This window comes from Neorhizobium sp. PAMB6630 (genome assembly GCF_058242775.1).
Map to the genome: position 1 here is coordinate 3,471,046 of NZ_CM177836.1, position 14,931 is coordinate 3,485,976.

17 protein-coding genes are annotated in these 14,931 nt (G+C 61.8%); 10 read left to right on the top strand and 7 right to left on the bottom strand.

All coding sequences use genetic code 11. The features are described from left to right. Nucleotides 1-6: 6 nt before the first annotated feature. From rnpA to yihA, 3 genes are all read left to right on the top strand, one after another. Complete coding sequence (rnpA, locus tag AC4CWF_RS16520; protein WP_491282715.1) at nucleotides 7-399, top strand: ribonuclease P protein component; 393 nt, start codon at nucleotides 7-9, stop codon at nucleotides 397-399. Next, nucleotides 399-2,198 (top strand): membrane protein insertase YidC, encoded by a 1,800-nt coding sequence (yidC, locus tag AC4CWF_RS16525; protein ID WP_491285456.1) that lies wholly within the window; start codon nucleotides 399-401, stop codon nucleotides 2,196-2,198. The genes rnpA and yidC overlap by 1 nt, the downstream gene beginning before the upstream one ends. A 139-nt stretch (nucleotides 2,199-2,337) precedes the next feature. Next, nucleotides 2,338-2,997 carry a ribosome biogenesis GTP-binding protein YihA/YsxC gene (gene yihA / locus AC4CWF_RS16530; RefSeq protein ID WP_491282716.1) on the top strand — a complete coding sequence of 220 codons (660 nt, stop codon included), beginning with the start codon at nucleotides 2,338-2,340 and terminating at the stop codon, nucleotides 2,995-2,997. Nucleotides 2,998-3,121: 124 nt separating this feature from the next. On the opposite strand, the gene AC4CWF_RS16535 is transcribed toward yihA, so the two are convergent. From AC4CWF_RS16535 to AC4CWF_RS16545, 3 genes are all read right to left on the bottom strand, one after another. Beyond that, on the bottom strand, nucleotides 3,122-3,679 hold the full coding sequence (locus tag AC4CWF_RS16535; RefSeq protein WP_491282717.1) for a fasciclin domain-containing protein: 558 nt from the start codon (nucleotides 3,677-3,679) through the stop codon (nucleotides 3,122-3,124). A 206-nt stretch (nucleotides 3,680-3,885) separates the two neighbouring features. Beyond that, on the bottom strand, nucleotides 3,886-4,614 hold the full coding sequence (locus AC4CWF_RS16540) for an anti-sigma factor (RefSeq protein WP_491282718.1): 729 nt from the start codon (nucleotides 4,612-4,614) through the stop codon (nucleotides 3,886-3,888). Then, nucleotides 4,611-5,159, bottom strand: a complete 549-nt coding sequence (locus tag AC4CWF_RS16545) for a sigma-70 family RNA polymerase sigma factor (protein WP_491282719.1) — start codon at nucleotides 5,157-5,159, stop codon at nucleotides 4,611-4,613. The genes AC4CWF_RS16540 and AC4CWF_RS16545 overlap by 4 nt, the downstream gene beginning before the upstream one ends. 137 nt (nucleotides 5,160-5,296) lie before the next feature. On the opposite strand from AC4CWF_RS16545, the gene argB reads away from it, so the two are divergent. Further along, nucleotides 5,297-6,184, top strand: coding sequence for an acetylglutamate kinase (gene argB / locus AC4CWF_RS16550; RefSeq protein ID WP_491282720.1), 888 nt, complete (start codon nucleotides 5,297-5,299; stop codon nucleotides 6,182-6,184). Between the two features lie 9 nt (nucleotides 6,185-6,193). Here argB and AC4CWF_RS16555 read toward each other — a convergent pair whose 3' ends face one another. Next, on the bottom strand, nucleotides 6,194-7,096 hold the full coding sequence (locus tag AC4CWF_RS16555; RefSeq protein ID WP_491282721.1) for an EamA family transporter: 903 nt from the start codon (nucleotides 7,094-7,096) through the stop codon (nucleotides 6,194-6,196). Between the two features lie 111 nt (nucleotides 7,097-7,207). On the opposite strand from AC4CWF_RS16555, the gene AC4CWF_RS16560 reads away from it, so the two are divergent. Further along, nucleotides 7,208-7,918 carry a pyrimidine 5'-nucleotidase gene (locus AC4CWF_RS16560; protein WP_491282722.1) on the top strand — a complete coding sequence of 237 codons (711 nt, stop codon included), beginning with the start codon at nucleotides 7,208-7,210 and terminating at the stop codon, nucleotides 7,916-7,918. Nucleotides 7,919-8,026: 108 nt separating this feature from the next. Continuing rightward, nucleotides 8,027-8,758 (top strand): EF-hand domain-containing protein, encoded by a 732-nt coding sequence (locus AC4CWF_RS16565; RefSeq protein WP_491282723.1) that lies wholly within the window; start codon nucleotides 8,027-8,029, stop codon nucleotides 8,756-8,758. Between the two features lie 41 nt (nucleotides 8,759-8,799). Here the strand turns inward: AC4CWF_RS16565 and AC4CWF_RS16570 are convergent, their stop codons facing one another. After that, complete coding sequence (locus AC4CWF_RS16570) at nucleotides 8,800-9,681, bottom strand: LOG family protein (RefSeq protein ID WP_491282724.1); 882 nt, start codon at nucleotides 9,679-9,681, stop codon at nucleotides 8,800-8,802. Between the two features lie 242 nt (nucleotides 9,682-9,923). On the opposite strand from AC4CWF_RS16570, the gene dapD reads away from it, so the two are divergent. The 4 genes from dapD to AC4CWF_RS16590 are packed head-to-tail and all read left to right on the top strand — an operon-like array spanning nucleotide 9,924 to nucleotide 13,226. Then, nucleotides 9,924-10,793 carry a 2,3,4,5-tetrahydropyridine-2,6-dicarboxylate N-succinyltransferase gene (gene dapD / locus AC4CWF_RS16575; protein WP_491282725.1) on the top strand — a complete coding sequence of 290 codons (870 nt, stop codon included), beginning with the start codon at nucleotides 9,924-9,926 and terminating at the stop codon, nucleotides 10,791-10,793. A 17-nt stretch (nucleotides 10,794-10,810) separates the two neighbouring features. Then, nucleotides 10,811-12,004, top strand: a complete 1,194-nt coding sequence (dapE, locus tag AC4CWF_RS16580) for a succinyl-diaminopimelate desuccinylase (RefSeq protein WP_491282726.1) — start codon at nucleotides 10,811-10,813, stop codon at nucleotides 12,002-12,004. Further along, entirely contained in the window at nucleotides 11,991-12,590 is a 600-nt protein-coding gene (locus AC4CWF_RS16585; RefSeq protein WP_491282727.1) for a hypothetical protein, read from the top strand. Before dapE ends, AC4CWF_RS16585 begins: the two co-directional genes overlap by 14 nt. A 39-nt stretch (nucleotides 12,591-12,629) precedes the next feature. Next, entirely contained in the window at nucleotides 12,630-13,226 is a 597-nt protein-coding gene (locus AC4CWF_RS16590) for a hypothetical protein (RefSeq protein ID WP_491282728.1), read from the top strand. Here AC4CWF_RS16590 and truA read toward each other — a convergent pair. Both truA and fmt read right to left on the bottom strand, forming a co-directional pair. Beyond that, entirely contained in the window at nucleotides 13,173-13,982 is an 810-nt protein-coding gene (gene truA / locus AC4CWF_RS16595) for a tRNA pseudouridine(38-40) synthase TruA (RefSeq protein ID WP_491282729.1), read from the bottom strand. The two genes, AC4CWF_RS16590 and truA, sit on opposite strands and share 54 nt — an antisense overlap. Continuing rightward, the gene (gene fmt, locus AC4CWF_RS16600) at nucleotides 13,982-14,917 is read right to left on the bottom strand and encodes a methionyl-tRNA formyltransferase (protein WP_491282730.1); all 936 of its coding nucleotides are present in this window, start codon (nucleotides 14,915-14,917) and stop codon (nucleotides 13,982-13,984) included. Before fmt ends, truA begins: the two co-directional genes overlap by 1 nt. Nucleotides 14,918-14,931 lie beyond the last annotated feature (14 nt).

Genomic DNA, 14,931 nt, shown 5'->3' on the forward strand with positions numbered 1-14,931 from the left:
CCGGAAATGACGATTGAAGACCAGAAGACGAAAACTGTCGGGCGGCTGAAAAGCCGGCCGCAGTTTCTTGCTGTCCGGGATGGCGAAAAACGCCGCGGGCGTCTCTTCCTCATGGAAGTGCTCGACCGCAAGGAACCGGAAGGCGGGCCCCGTGTCGGTTTCACGGTGACCAAAAAGCAGGGCAATGCCGTCGAACGCAATCGCATGCGACGCCGGCTGCGCGAAGCGGTCCGGTTGTCCGGCGGCTTTGCAATGAAAGACGGTCATGACTATGTCATTGTCGCCCGACGCGAGATGTTGAATGCATCCTTCGCAGATATCACGGCGGCGCTTTCCGAACGCCTGGGAAGCAGACCGAAACACAAGCGGTCCGAGGAGACCCGTTCCAGGAAAGCATGATGGAAAAGAACCGCAATTACTTCATCGCGATCGCGCTCTCGGTGCTGATCGTTCTTGCCTGGCAGTTCCTCTATATGAACCCGAGGATGCAAGCGCAGCAGCGCGCCGAAGAGGCGCGACGCGCGCAGGTTGAACAGCAGCAGGCTGCCAATCCGCAGGCAAACCCCACCGTTGGCGGCACGGCCACCGGCACGCTTCCCGGCTCCACCCAGGCGCCCGTCGGCGCGACCCGCGAGCAGGCGCTTGCCCGTTCGCCGCGCGTGGCCATCGATACGCCCGCTCTTGCAGGCTCGATCAACCTTACCGGCGCCCGCTTCGATGACCTGAAGCTGCGCGAATACACCGAGACGGTTGATCCGGAGAGCCCGACCATCACGCTGCTCTCGCCGGCCGATACCAAGGACGGCTACTTCAACGAAATCGGCTATATCGCAGGCGACGCCTCCGGCACGGTGCCCGGCCCGAACACGGTCTGGACGCTGACCTCCGGCGACAAGCTGACGGTTGCGACCCCGGTGACGCTCTCCTTCACCAACGACAAGGGCGTGGTGTTCAACCGCACCATTTCCGTTGACGACCATTACATGCTGACGATCACCGACAAGATCGAAAACAAGACCGGGGCTGCCGTCAGCCTTGCAAGCTATGGCCGCGTGACGCGCTACAACAAGCCGGCAACACCCTCCGTCTACGTCATTCACGAAGGCTTCATCGGCGTTCTCGGTGCCGGCAATGGCGTGTCCGAACACAGCTACAGCAGCATCGAAAAGGAAGCCTCGGTCAATCCGAAGGCAGCCGGCGGCTGGCTTGGCATCACCGACAAATACTGGGCCTCGACCATCGTGCCGCCGCAGCAAGTGCCGTATGAAGCACGCTTCACGCACTTTACCGATGGCCAGCCACGTTACCAGGCCGACTACAAGACCGATGCGGTCACCATTCAGCCCGGCCAGTCGACGGAACTGAAGAACCTGATATTTGCCGGCGCCAAGGAAGTGCCGCTGGTCGATGGGTACGAGCAGAGCTACTCGATCCCGCGCTTCGACCTGCTGATCGACTGGGGATGGTTCTACTTCATCACCAAGCCGATGTTCAAACTGATGGACTTCTTCTTCCGCTATTTTGGCAATTTCGGCGTGGCAATTCTTTGCACCACGATTGTCGTGAAGGCGCTGTTCTTCCCGCTCGCCAGCAAGCAATATGCCTCGATGGCCGCCATGAAGCGCGTCCAGCCGAAGATGGCCGAGCTGAAGGAAAAGCACGGCGACGACCGCATGGCGCTGCAGCAGTCGATGATGCAGCTCTACAAGGAAGAAAAGATTAACCCGATTGCCGGCTGCTGGCCGGTGGTTCTGCAGATCCCGATCTTCTTCTCGCTCTACAAGGTCATCTACGTCACCATCGAGATGCGCCACGCGCCGTTCTTCGGCTGGATCCAGGACCTTTCGGCTCCGGACCCGACATCGCTGTTCAACCTCTTCGGCCTGTTGCCCTACGCCGTGCCGCACGCGCTGATGATCGGCGTCTGGCCGATCATCATGGGAATCACCATGTTCCTGCAGATGCGCATGAACCCGACGCCGCCGGACCCGACCCAGGCGATGATCTTCACCTGGATGCCGCTGGTGTTCACCTTCATGCTGTCGTCCTTCCCCGCCGGCCTTGTCATCTACTGGGCCTGGAACAACACGCTCTCGATCACCCAGCAGGCGCTGATCATGAAGCGTCACGGCGCCAAGGTCGAACTCGTCGACAACATCAGGGACCTGTTCAAGCGAAAACCGGCCGAAACAAAATAGCCGAAACCTTTCAAGACCCCGGCATTCCCGGGGTCTTGTCGTTTCGGGGCAGACGCCCTGACAGATGGGCCAATGCTTGACATTATCGGCCAAAAGCACGAAGCCGGACCCTCAAAACAGACAAATGGCGATAAACGACATGGCGACAGATCAGAAATTCGAGGAAAGGCCGCTTTTCGGCCACCCGTGGGTTTTCATCCGGGGCGTTCCGGCGATGAAATTCCTGCCGCCGGAAGGTCCGCTGGAAGTGGCCTTTGCCGGCCGCTCCAATGTCGGCAAATCCTCGCTGATCAATGCGCTTGTCGGCCAAAAGGGGCTGGCGCGCACGTCCAACACGCCGGGGCGCACGCAGGAACTCAATTATTTCGTGCCCGACGGTTATTCCGGCGCCGGCAATGACCTGCCGCCGATGGCGCTGGTCGACATGCCCGGCTACGGTTATGCCAAGGCGCCGAAGGAAAACGTCGATGCCTGGACAAAGCTGGTCTTCGATTACCTGCGCGGTCGCGCGACGCTGAAGCGCGTTTATGTGCTGATCGACAGCCGCCACGGCATCAAGAAGAATGACGATGAAGTGCTCGACCTTCTCGACAAGGCCGCCGTTTCCTACCAGATCGTGCTGACCAAGACCGACAAGATCAAGCCGCCGGGTGTCATTAAGCTGCTGGCCGAAACACGCGAAAAGATCCGCAAGCACCCGGCAGCATTTCCGGAGGTGCTGTCCACGTCGTCTGAAAAATTCGAGGGTCTGGATGAACTGCGCCAGGCCATCGGGCTGACGGTTGGAAAACCGGTCTGACGGGTTTCAGGGGACGACAAGGAACACCGCCAGACCGGCAGCGGCGCCGCGACCGTCAATGAGACGGGGACTTCGGGCGCCGTTTACCAGGGCCCTCACCTTGCGGTGAAGGCCAATCTTTTCGTTACATCTTCGGCAGAAGTACGTGATCGACCACATGGATCACGCCGTTCGACTGCTTGACGTCGGCAATCGTCACATGGGCGACACCGCCGGCCTCGTCGGTGAGCGTGATCTTGCCCTTCGATTCCTTGGCCTTCAGCACGCAGCCGCCGACCGTCTTCACGTCATGTTCGCCGCCATCGTCCTTGATCATCTTTTCGATGGTCTTCGACATGGCATCGGCGGCCACCACATGGCAGGTGAGGATCTTGGTGAGCTGCGCCTTGTTTTCCGGCTTCAGCAGCGTATCGACCGTGCCCTTCGGCAGCTTTGCAAAGGCCTCGTTGGTCGGCGCAAACACCGTGAACGGCCCCTTGCCTTCCAGCGTCTCCACAAGGCCCGCGGCCTTCACGGCAGCCACCAGCGTCGTGTGGTCCTTCGAATTGACGGCATTTTCAACGATATTCTTGTTTTCATACATCGCGGCACCACCAACCTTGGGATTGGCGGCCTGGGTGGCGACGGCACTGGCGGACAGAAGGGCTAGGATTGCGACACTGCGCATTGCGGTCTTCAACATGGGGTGATCCTCTTCCTGTACCTTGAGACGGCAGGGTGTTCACCCTTGGCCGCCGCTCCCAGTCATCGGGAACAAAGCCAAGGACGAGAGGAAAGAAGAAAGAGTTTCAGGCGCGATGGAAAAAGATGACCTGCGCGGCGGACCATGCGTCCGGATTTCGCAAAACCGCCCGGCAAGACTTCCGTCCGGCCAGGCGGGCAAGGCCATCAGTGCATTTGCGCCCTGCCCTTCGCCAGCACCGGGCCGGTCGGCGCGCCGCTTGGCGAACCGCCATAAGGCTCAAGGCTGACGGCAAGTGTGACACCGTCCTTCAGCTTCGGCCGAAGCGTTTCCGGGATCGACAGTTCCCCCTCCCCCGATTGCGGCAGAATTCCGAGAGACACGGCCGGATCAGCACCATCGATCACCCAAAGCTCCAGTGAATGCTGATCTTCGGCGGCAGTGGCGACCGGCGTCAGCCGCAGGCGCCCGTTTGCGGCATCATAACGGGCCGCAAGGCTGACCGCATTGTTCTCACCGGAAAGCTCGGCAAGCGGACGAAGCGGCTGTGGCGTCACCGCCACCGGCTGGCGTGCGTTAAAGAACATCGTGCCGGCAAACAGGAAAAGCGAGGCGAGCGCCACAAATCGCCAGAGCGCCAGCGATCCCCAGAGTGTTGCAAGCATGCCGCCCTGCTCCTGCCTGCGGCGGGCCGACAGAACCCGACGCTCCACCATCGGCAGGATGAAATCGGGCGGCGCAATTGCCTCGTATTCCTCGTTGAGCGGCGACAAGTTCTCCTCCCAGCGGGCAACAATGGCGGCAAAGGCACGGTCGCGGCGAATGCGTGCCTCAACGCGTGCGCGGTTTTCCGCAGACAGCACGCCCAGCACGTATTCTCCGGCAAGAACCTCATCGCGGGCGCGGTCGCCTTCGCTCTGGTCGGGATTGTTCATCGCTCCATGCACTCTCTCAACGACAATAGGCTTCGCCTGAGCCAGGTGCGCATGGTGTTCAGCGGAACCTCATGGCGCTTGGCCAATTCCTGGTAACTCAGGCCCTCGACATAAGCACTTTTCACGGCCTCGGCGCGATGAGGATCCAACTCTTGCATGCACCTGTCAATGCGCCTTCCTTCACCTTTCAGCACCGCGGAGGTTTCCGGGTCCGGGGCCCCATCGGGAAACTGCCGCTCCTCGTCATCAAGGCTGTCTGAGGGCGGACGGCGGGCGCGCAGCACATCGATGGCGTGATTGCGCGCGATGGCACACAGCCAGGGCATCGGCCCAACATTGGAGCCGGCAAATCGTGGGGCATTGCGCCAGATTTTCACATAAACCTCCTGCAGCGCATCCTGCGCATCTTCGCGATCCCTAAGGATACGAAGGCAGACGCCAAAAAGTTTTGGCGAGGTCTGATGATAAACCGCCCGGAAAGCGGTTCTATCCTGCAGCGCAATGCGCGCCACCAGGTGAGAAAGCTCTTCATCCTTGCTCTTCACGTGGTCGGTCTCCCCGTGCCGAAGCCTGTCTTTTTTGAATTCATCGTGACAAGTACGCGGATTTGTTGGCGCCGGATTATTTCCTCTGTCAAAAACATGCGTTACAAGGCCGCACTGAGTTTCCCAGAGGTAATTCGATGTCCCCTTCCGAAAGTGAAATGCAGGCGCAGTTGCTCGCGCAGGCGCTGCCCTTCATGCAGCGTTACGAGAACAAGACCATCGTCGTGAAATATGGCGGCCACGCCATGGGCGACGCGGCGCTTGGCAAGGCCTTTGCCGAGGATATCGCACTCCTGAAACAGTCGGGCGTCAACCCGATCGTCGTCCATGGCGGCGGCCCGCAGATTGGCGCGATGCTGTCGAAGATGGGCATCGAATCGAAATTCGAAGGGGGCCTGCGCGTCACCGACGCCAAGACGGTCGAGATCGTCGAAATGGTGCTGGCCGGTTCCATCAACAAGGAAATCGTTGCCCTCATCAACCAGACCGGCGAATGGGCAATCGGCCTTTGCGGCAAGGACGGCAACATGGTGTTTGCCGAAAAGGCCCGCAAGACCGTCATCGATCCGGATTCCAACATCGAGCGCGTGCTGGATCTCGGCTTCGTCGGCGAAGTGGTGGAAGTCGATCGCACGCTGCTCGACCTCCTGGCGAAATCGGAAATGATCCCGGTCATCGCGCCCGTTGCCCCCGGCCGCGACGGCGCGACCTATAACATCAATGCCGATACCTTTGCCGGTGCTATCGCCGGTGCGCTGCGCGCCGACCGCCTGCTGTTCCTGACGGATGTGCCGGGCGTGCTCGACAAGGACAAAAACCTGATCAAGGAACTGTCGGTTGCCCAGGCGCATGCGCTGATCAAGGACGGCACGATTTCCGGCGGCATGATCCCCAAGGTCGAGACCTGCATCGACGCGATCCGCGCCGGCGTGCAGGGCGTCGTTATTTTGAACGGCAAGACCTCGCATTCGGTGCTGCTCGAAATCTTCACCGAAGGTGGTGCCGGAACGCTGATCGTTCCCTGACCTCAGACGTCAGAGAAACAGAAGACCGAGGATGCCTGCAACGATCAGCAGGCATCCCAGAACCTCCAGCCGGTTGATCTTCTCTTGGAAGAGAAACACCGAGGCCATGAAGGTAAAGACCAGCTCGATCTGGCCAAGGGCGCGCACATAGGCCACCTGCTGCAGGGTCATCGCCGTGAACCATCCGGCAGAGCCCACCACACCCGCAAGCCCCACCAGCGCAGACGTTCTCCACGAGCGGATGACCTTGCCGATTTCGCTTCGGTCGGTCGCCAGCATCCAGATGAGCATGAACAGCGTCTGGAAGCCGGTGACGAAGGCCAGCGTGAAGCCCGCCTGCATCACCGCGTTCGGGCCATCAAGCGACAGCGACGCCGAGCGATAGGCAACCGCTGAAATCCCGAAGACCCCGCCGGAGGCAATACCGATCAGCGCCGTGCGGGTGGCAAGCGAGCGGAACAGGCCGGCAAAGGTGAGCGGCGAGCGCGCCACCGAAATCGTCATCACGCCGACAATGCCGATGAAGATCGCGACAACCGTGCCAAGGCTCAAGCGTTCGCCGAGAATGACAAGGCCGAACAGCGCCGCCTGCATTGGCTCGGTCTTAGAATAGGCCGTGCCAACGGTGAAATTGCGCAGCGAAAACAGGTAGACCAGCATGATCGTCGCATAGATCTGCGCAAGCCCGCCGATGATGGCCCAGACGGCAAAACCAAGCGTTGGCTGCGGCAGGCGAAAGCCGCCAATGAAATGCAGTCCGACGACATAGAGTACGGCCACCGGAAACCCGTAACCGAAGCGCACGAAACTTGCGCCCCGCGTGCCGAGCGAACCCTGCAGGTGTTTCTGCAAGGCCGAGCGCAGGTTCTGCAGGAAGGCGGCGGCAATGGTGATGGGGATCCAGAGTTCCATGATAACGGCGCTAGCACGCAGCTTCACCCTCGCCAAGGCCGGCAAAGGCTGCGGCGGTACGCCGTGCACTGCCGGCTTTCCTTTCGCCGCTGACAGGTGCATAAAGCCGCCATGCCACAGCTCAACGCCACGCCCGACCCCGCCGATTTCGCCCATGTCCGCGACTGGGTCTTTGATCTCGACAACACGCTTTATCCGCACCACGTCAATCTGTTTGCGCAGATCGACCGCAACATGACGGCCTTCGTGGCCGAACTGCTGCAGATGGAGCCGGAGGAGGCTCGGCGGCTCCAGAAACAGTATTATCACGAGCACGGAACGACGCTGAAGGGTCTGATGACGCACCACGGCATCGATCCGAATGCGTTTCTGGAACGGGCGCACGCCATCGATTATTCGGCGCTGCTGCCGCATCCGGAACTGGGCGAAGCGATCAAGGCGCTGCCGGGGCGCAAGTTCATCTTCACCAATGGCACCGTTTCGCATGCGGAAGCGGCCGCCCGCGCGCTTGGCATCCTTGACCATTTCGACGACATATTCGACATCGTGGCGGCCGAATATGTGCCAAAGCCCGCCGGCGCCACCTATGACAAGTTCGCCAGCCTCAACCGTGTCGACACACGCCATGCGGCAATGTTCGAGGACCTGCCGCGCAATCTTGAAGCCCCCCGTGCGCTTGGCATGAAGACCGTGCTGATGGTGCCGCGCAATGTCGGCGATTTCATCATCGAGCGCTGGGAACAGGCCTCCGACGAGGACCCGAATGTCGATTACATGACCGACGATCTGGTGTCCTTCCTGGGCGCGATCCTCAACCGCTGACGCGGTAACATTACCAAAGCTTCATAGAGATTACCGATGTTTAAGTGGTGAAGGCCACCGCGCGTCCCTACCTTGGTGTCACGACAACAGGGAAAAGGAAGCACATCCATGACGGTCAAGAAATTCGCCCTCGCAGCCCTTGGCGCGACATTCATCGTCGGGGCGCTGGCGCCGGCAAGCTTTGCTGCTCCCGGCGGTCGCCCCGAACATGGCCCCGGCCGTCCCGGCCCGCAGCGCGCCATGATGCAGGACATGATGTTCATCCGCCTGCTGAAGGATGCCGACACCAACAAGGACGGCAAGATCACCAAGGAAGAAGTCACCGCCTGGGGTGATGGCCTGTTTACCGCAGCCGACGCCAACAAGGATGGCGTGCTGACGCCGGGCGAAATGCGCAAGTTCCACGAGGCGCGCATGGAAGAGTGGCGTGAAAAGCGCCGCGCCGAGCGTGCCGCCAATCCCAAGGGCCCCGGCGCCGAGCCTGACGAAATGGCCGATGACGAAGGTGGCCCGCCGCCGCCGGAAGCCGGTGGCCCCCGCGGTCCGGATGCCATGAAACATCACGGCGATATGGCCGCCAATGATGACGGCCCCCGTGGCGAAGGTCCTCGTGGCGAAGGTCCCCGTGGCCCGCATGGAAAACATCACGGCATGCGCGAAGGCATGGGCCCGCGCGGCATGATGCCGGGCATGGCTCTGGTGCGCATGGCCGATACGGATGAAAACGGCCAGATCAGCAAGGCGGAAGCCACCGCTGCCATGGACAAGATGTTTACCCGCATGGACCGCAACAAGGACGGCGTGATCACCATCGATGACCTGCCGGATCGCCCGTTCTGATCACCGCGCATACGATCTGAATGAAATGGCAAGCCCGCTCCTCACGCCTGAGGGGCGGGCTTTTCCATGTCGTAGAAATCGGCCATCACCTGAAACGCCTCGTCGGCGGTTTCCACGAAGTTCAGAAGCTCCATGTCTTCAGGCGCAATGGTGCCGAAATCGGCAAGCGCCTGGAAATCGATGATCTTGTGCCAGAACTTTTCCCCGAACAGGATGAGCGGAATGCGCGCCATGCGCCGCGTCTGGATCAGCGTGACCGCCTCAAACAGCTCGTCCAGCGTGCCGAAACCACCCGGAAACACCGCAATTGCCCGCGCCCGCATGAGAAAATGCATCTTGCGGATGGCGAAATAATGGAAGTTGAAGCTGAGCGCCGGCGTCACATAGGGGTTCGGCGCCTGCTCATGCGGCAGAAGGATGTTGAGGCCGATGGTGGGCGCGCCGGCTTCCGCAGCGCCGCGATTGCCAGCCTCCATCACACCCGGCCCGCCGCCGGTCACAACGACATATTCCTGGTGGTCATGGCGTGCCGATTCAGCGGCACAGAGACCGGCAAACTTGCGCGCCTCCTCGTAATAGACGGAAGCCTCGGTGAGGTTCTTGCGCTGCACCTCGTTGCGGGCAGCCCAGGGCTCGGTGCCGGGGGCGGGAATGCGTGCGCCGCCAAACAGCACGACGGTGGACTTGATGCCCATTTCGGTCAGCGCCATTTCCGGCTTCAGCAGTTCCAGTTGCAGGCGCACGGGGCGCAACTCGTCGCGGCAGAGAAAATCCTCGTCCACATAGGCCAGCCGATAGGATGGCGATTCCGACTGGGGGGTTTTTGGGATGGCGCGGGCACGCAGCTTGTCGACGGAACTGTCCTTCAGCGGATCGAACACACCGCCCTTGCGTCTCGTCGTGTCATTCTTTCCTGCGGCCATCTGTCGTGTCCTTCGCAATTGTCGTGTCTCTGCTCTTTTGTAATCCGCAATGGATTGAGGAAGTGTGCGGTTCCCCATTCACATGCGGCGCATTGCCTCGCATCGCTGTGCGGCCTACCCACCGGCACACCAAACCACATTGACGCTCGGGTGGCGGTCGCTTAGAGCAAAAGGCAGGAATTTGCCAGCCGGCAGCACGCCTGCCCTCATCACGATCCGTGTGACATCCAAGGACCCCCTCTATGACCAGCCCCGAGCCCAAGGACTTCTCCGCCCTCGCAGCGACCATTGAACAGGCCTTCGACAACCGCGACAGCGTCAACCTTGGCACCAAAGGCGAGATCCGCGATGCTGTCGAGGAGGCGCTGAACCTGCTCGACGCTGGCACGCTGCGGGTTGCCGCGCGCGGTGAAGACGGCCAGTGGACCGTTCACCAGTGGCTGAAGAAGGCGGTTCTCCTCTCCTTCCGCCTGAATGACATGGAAGTGGTGAAGGGCGGCCCCGGCGCCTCCACCTGGTGGGACAAGGTGCCCTCAAAGTTCGAAGGCTGGGGCGAAAACCAGTTCCGCGCCGCCGGTTTTCGCGCCGTGCCGAATGCGGTCGTGCGCCGCTCGGCTTATGTCTCCAAGGGCGTCGTGCTGATGCCGTCCTTCGTCAACCTCGGTGCCTATGTCGGTGAAAACACCATGGTCGACACCTGGGCGACCGTCGGCTCCTGCGCCCAGATCGGTTCGAACGTTCACCTCTCCGGTGGCGTCGGCATCGGCGGCGTGCTGGAACCGCTGCAGGCCGGCCCGACCATCATCGAGGACAATTGTTTCATCGGCGCCCGATCCGAAGTCGTCGAAGGCTGCATCATCCGCGAGGGCTCCGTGCTCGGCATGGGCGTCTATATCGGCAAGTCGACCAAGATCGTCGACCGCGCCACCGGCGAAGTCATGTATGGCGAAGTGCCGCCTTATTCGGTCGTCGTTGCCGGCTCCATGCCATCGGCCAATGCCACCATGGGCAACGGCCTTCCCGCGCCGCACCTTTATTGCGCCGTCATCGTCAAGCGCGTCGATGAAAAGACCCGCTCCAAGACCGGCATCAACGAGCTGCTGCGCGACTGACCCTGAAGGCTTTTCCGATGTCTGCGACCGATCCCGTCGAAAACTTGGCGACCCTCATCCGCTGCCCTTCCGTGACACCTGCGGAAGGCGGCGCGCTGTCAGCACTGGACGCCATGCTGTCGCCGCTCGGTTTTGCCGTCGAGCGGGTGACGGCAACGGAGGCGGGAACGCCTGACATCGAGAACCTTTACGCGCGCCTTGGAACATCAGGCCCGCACCTGATGTTTGCCGGCCATACCGACGTGGTGCCTGTTGGCGACGCGGCCGCCTGGAGCCATCCGCCCTTTGCTGCCGAAATCGCAGGCGGCGAAATGTTCGGCCGTGGGGCCGTAGACATGAAGGGCGGCATTGCCTGCTTCATCGCAGCCGTTGCCCGCCATGTCGAAAAACATGGAGCCCCTCAAGGCTCGATCTCCTTCCTCATCACCGGCGATGAGGAAGGCCCGGCCATCAATGGCACGGTGAAACTTCTGGAATGGGCCGCTGAAAAAGGCGAGCGCTGGGATGCCTGCCTGGTGGGCGAACCGACCAATCCCGACAAGCTCGGCGACATGATCAAGATCGGCCGTCGCGGCTCTGTCTCCGGCTTCGTCACCGTGCATGGCGTGCAGGGCCATGTCGCCTATCCGCATCTCGCCGACAATCCGCTGCGCACCGCAACGACCATGATGCAGGCGCTGATGAGCCCGCACCTCGACGAAGGCACCGAAAACTTCCCGCCGTCGAACCTCGAGGTCACCGGCATCGACACCGGCAATACGGCCACCAACGTCATTCCGGCAAAAGCAAAATTTGCCTTCAACGTGCGTTTCAACGATCTCTGGAGCGCCGAAAGCCTGCAGGCGGAACTGATCCGTCGGCTGGATGCGGCCGCCACAGACGAAAACCTTCGGCCCGGCCGCGCGCCGATGCGCTACGACATCACCTGGTCCGAGCGCCCGAGCCACGTGTTTTTGACGCGCAATGATGCACTCGTCTCCTCGCTCTCAGGCGCTGTCGAAAGCGTCACTGGCAGCACGCCAAAACTGTCGACGACAGGCGGCACCTCGGATGCCCGCTTCATCAAGGACTATTGCCCGGTCGTGGAGTTCGGCCTCGTCGGCCAGACCATGCATATGGTGGATGAGCGCGTGGCGGTGGCGGATCTCGAAACGCTGACTGAGATCTACGGCGTCTTCATCGAGCGCTGGTTCGCGCATGCAGCTGCTTGACCAGCCACAACGCCATCTCGCCGGCCTTCTCCTGCTGGTGCGGGGCGATGCGCGTGGCCTGTCGCTGTTCGATATCTCCGATGACGGACTTGCGCGCTCCTTCAGCGCCTATCTCTGGACGCTTCCGGCGATCGCACTTTATGGCCTTGCCCGCCGGCTGGTGGAACTGGGTATGGCGCCAGAAATCAGCGGCACCTTGTCCTTTTTCTTCAAATTTGCGCTCAACGAAGCAGCCGGCATTGTGTTGCCGATCTTGGCTCTGGTGCTGGCCTCACCGCTTCTCGGCTACCGGGTTCTGCTGCGCACGCTGATCGTGACGTGGAACTGGTCGGCGCTCGTTTATCTACCGCTCGTCCACCTTGTCGCCGCACCCTTCTTTCTCTTAAACCTGCAAAGCTGGAGCCTCGGCGGCCTGACGTTTGTCACCTTTGCCCTGATCGGCGCTGGTGTTGCTCTGTTTGCGCTGCAATGGCGCATTCTGGCAACCGTGGTTGGCGGCAATAGCCAGATCCGGTTGCTGATCCTGCTGATCCTTTTGCTGTCGCCTCTGGCCATGCTGCCGCTTCGCACCCATCTGTCATCCTGACACCGCTTGCCTCCCCGTCTCAACCGATACGAGATCCCCTTGCCTCCCTTTTCCGAAATCAAGCTTTACCTTCTCGGTCTCTGGCTTCTGGTCAAAGGCAACCGCGCGGGTTTTCAGTATCTCGACCTGACGGACCGGGGCATGATGCGCTCGTTCTGGGCCATCGTCTGGTGCCTGCCGGCCATCGGCCTCTCCTGGTTCTGGTGGCGGCTCGCCTATCAGCAGGGCCTGCCGCCCAGCCAGTCCATCGGCGGCATCTTTTTTGTGCGCATGGCCATGCTGGAGATGGCCAACTGGCTGGTGCCGCTGGTTCTCGCCGGCGTGCTGGCGCTTCTGCTCGGTATCGGCAGGTATTTTCCGGCGATCGTTTTCGTCACCAACTGGCTGTCGGTGCCGTTTTCCTATCTCTACGGGCTGCTCAGCCTGCTGCTGATCGCCGTTCCCGGCCTCACGGGCCTGATCGCACTGGTCTGGCTCGGTGCTATCATGGCGCTCATTATTTCCCTGAGCCGCATCTTTCGCATGCTGCTGGGTGAACAGCGGCTGATGATTGCGACACTGACCATGGTGCTGATCGTGCCGTCACTCCTCATCTCCGATGTTCTCGAGCGGTTTCTCGACGTCTACCCGGGCTGAGCCGGCACCGTCTGGATAATCCACCTGCATGAAATAAAGCCCGTCGGGCGGCGCAACCGGCCCGCAGGCGGAGCGAATGCGGGCTTCAAGGGCGGCGCGCACATCGGCTGGCGTCATCTTGCCCTGGCCCGCCATTTTCAGCGTGCCGGCAAAGGAGCGGATCTGGTTGTGCAGGAAACTCTGCGCCGACGCGCGGATTTCGATGAGATCGCCGGATCGTGTCACATCCAGCCGGTCGAGCGTGCGCACCGGGCTGAACGCCTGGCAATGGACGGAGCGGAAGGTGGTAAAGTCATGACGGCCGACCAGCGTCTGCGCTGCCTCGTGCATCACCTCGTGATCGAGATCCTTCGACACCCACCAGGCCCGTTTCGCCTCGACGGCCAGCGGCGCAGGGCGGCAAATGATTCGGTAGAGATAATGCCGGCGCGACGCCGAAAACCGCGCATCAAATCCGTCTTCCACGCGCTCGGCGTCGATCACCGAAACCTTTTCGCCCGCCGTCATCAAATGGGCGTTCAGCGCATTGCGCAGCTTGTGGGGTTCCCAATCGCGCGTAAGATCCGTGTGGACCACCTGCCCCAGCGCATGCACGCCGGAATCGGTGCGGCCAGCGCCACGCACGATGACCGTCTCCCGCGTCAGCGATAGCACCGCCTTTTCCAGCGCCGCCTGCACCGAATGGCCGTTTTCCTGCCGCTGCCAGCCGACATAGGGCGTGCCATCATATTCGACGGTCATCTTGAAGCGGGGCATCAGCTGATCCTTGCACCGGCGGCCAAGGGCGTGCCGCGTAGAAAATCGACGGCTGCAAGCGGCTTGCCGCCCGCCTTCTGCAGCCGTGTCAGGCTCACGGCACCCTCCCCGCAGGCGACCGTCAGCGCGTCATCCAGCAGCGTGCCGGCAATACCGTCCCCTTCTGCCATCTCGCTTGCCAGCACCTTCACCCGCTCCATCCGGCCATGAATGTCCACCTCGAACCACGCGCCCGGAAAGGGCGACAGGCCGCGGATGTGGTTATGGACCTCGCCGGCGCTCTTCGAAAAGTCGATCCGCGTCTCGCCCTTGTCAATCTTTGCGGCATAGAGCACGCCATCCTCCCGCTGCGGCACCAGCGGCAGGTCACCGGCCTCAAGCTTGGCCATCGCCTCGACCATCGCCTCGGCGCCCACCTGCATCAACGCATCGTGCAATTCGCCTGCCGTGGTGTTTTCGCCAATCTCCACCTCGCGCGTCAGGGCGACGGGGCCGGTATCCAGCCCCTTTTCCATCTGCATCACCATCATGCCGGTTTTTTCGTCGCCGGCCATGATCGCCCGCTGGATGGGGGCAGCACCGCGCCAGCGCGGCAGAAGCGATGCGTGGCCGTTGTAGCAGCCAAGCCGCGTGCCCTGAAGCACGGCCACCGGCAACAGCAGCCCGTAGGCGACGACCACGGCCACATCCGCACCAAAACCCGCGAAGCGAGCGCGCTCCTCCTCATCCTTGAAGTTGAGCGGCGTCAGCACCGGCACCCCCAGCCCTTCGGCCGCCTGATGCACCGGCGATTTCTGCAGATCGAGCCCGCGCCGGCCGCCCGGCCGCGGCGGCTGCGTGTAAACAGCGACGATCTCGTGCCCGGCCTTTGCCAGCGCCTGCAGCGTTGCCACGGAAAATTCGGGCGTACCCATGAAGATGATGCGGAGTGCCATGTCACCGGTCCTAT

Bases quoted from the DNA above. Each gene is read 5' to 3' on its own strand.
- rnpA (WP_491282715.1), top strand. From the start codon at position 7: ATGACGATTGAAGACCAGAAGACGAAAACTGTCGGGCGGCTGAAAAGC.
- yidC (WP_491285456.1), top strand. From the start codon at position 399: ATGGAAAAGAACCGCAATTACTTCATCGCGATCGCGCTCTCGGTGCTG.
- yihA (WP_491282716.1), top strand. From the start codon at position 2,338: ATGGCGACAGATCAGAAATTCGAGGAAAGGCCGCTTTTCGGCCACCCG.
- AC4CWF_RS16535 (WP_491282717.1), bottom strand. From the start codon at position 3,679: ATGTTGAAGACCGCAATGCGCAGTGTCGCAATCCTAGCCCTTCTGTCC.
- AC4CWF_RS16540 (WP_491282718.1), bottom strand. From the start codon at position 4,614: ATGAACAATCCCGACCAGAGCGAAGGCGACCGCGCCCGCGATGAGGTT.
- argB (WP_491282720.1), top strand. From the start codon at position 5,297: ATGTCCCCTTCCGAAAGTGAAATGCAGGCGCAGTTGCTCGCGCAGGCG.
- AC4CWF_RS16555 (WP_491282721.1), bottom strand. From the start codon at position 7,096: ATGGAACTCTGGATCCCCATCACCATTGCCGCCGCCTTCCTGCAGAAC.
- AC4CWF_RS16560 (WP_491282722.1), top strand. From the start codon at position 7,208: ATGCCACAGCTCAACGCCACGCCCGACCCCGCCGATTTCGCCCATGTC.
- AC4CWF_RS16565 (WP_491282723.1), top strand. From the start codon at position 8,027: ATGACGGTCAAGAAATTCGCCCTCGCAGCCCTTGGCGCGACATTCATC.
- AC4CWF_RS16570 (WP_491282724.1), bottom strand. From the start codon at position 9,681: ATGGCCGCAGGAAAGAATGACACGACGAGACGCAAGGGCGGTGTGTTC.
- dapD (WP_491282725.1), top strand. From the start codon at position 9,924: ATGACCAGCCCCGAGCCCAAGGACTTCTCCGCCCTCGCAGCGACCATT.
- dapE (WP_491282726.1), top strand. From the start codon at position 10,811: ATGTCTGCGACCGATCCCGTCGAAAACTTGGCGACCCTCATCCGCTGC.
- AC4CWF_RS16585 (WP_491282727.1), top strand. From the start codon at position 11,991: ATGCAGCTGCTTGACCAGCCACAACGCCATCTCGCCGGCCTTCTCCTG.
- truA (WP_491282729.1), bottom strand. From the start codon at position 13,982: ATGCCCCGCTTCAAGATGACCGTCGAATATGATGGCACGCCCTATGTC.
- fmt (WP_491282730.1), bottom strand. From the start codon at position 14,917: ATGGCACTCCGCATCATCTTCATGGGTACGCCCGAATTTTCCGTGGCA.